We start from the raw sequence: 237 nt of genomic DNA, 5'->3' as shown, positions 1-237 counted from the left end.
CAGTGATGCACAATGGCGTGATAGAGCAGTTTGGTACTGCAGCTGAGCTATATTATCAACCTTGCAGCCGCTTTGTTGCCGACTTTCTGGGGGCGGGTTCTTATCTGCCGGCCACTATCGGGCAGGATGGATTGCTGACCCCGTTTGGCCGTGTTGATCTGGCAAAAGCCGTGACATTTGGTGAAGGCAGGTATGTTGAGTGGCTTGTCAGGCCTCAGAACCTGAAGCTGACACCGA

Annotated in this window: 1 pseudogene; it reads left to right on the top strand. The window is 53.6% G+C overall.

What is annotated here, in order from left to right:
* Positions 1-237, top strand: a pseudogene (locus tag ACYP03_RS27920) (ABC transporter ATP-binding protein); the annotation flags it as partial.

The sequence above is a fragment of the Photobacterium sp. R1 genome (assembly GCF_054600795.1).
The sequence above is the reverse complement of the archived record's forward strand: the minus strand, read 5'-3'. Positions and strand labels throughout refer to the sequence as shown.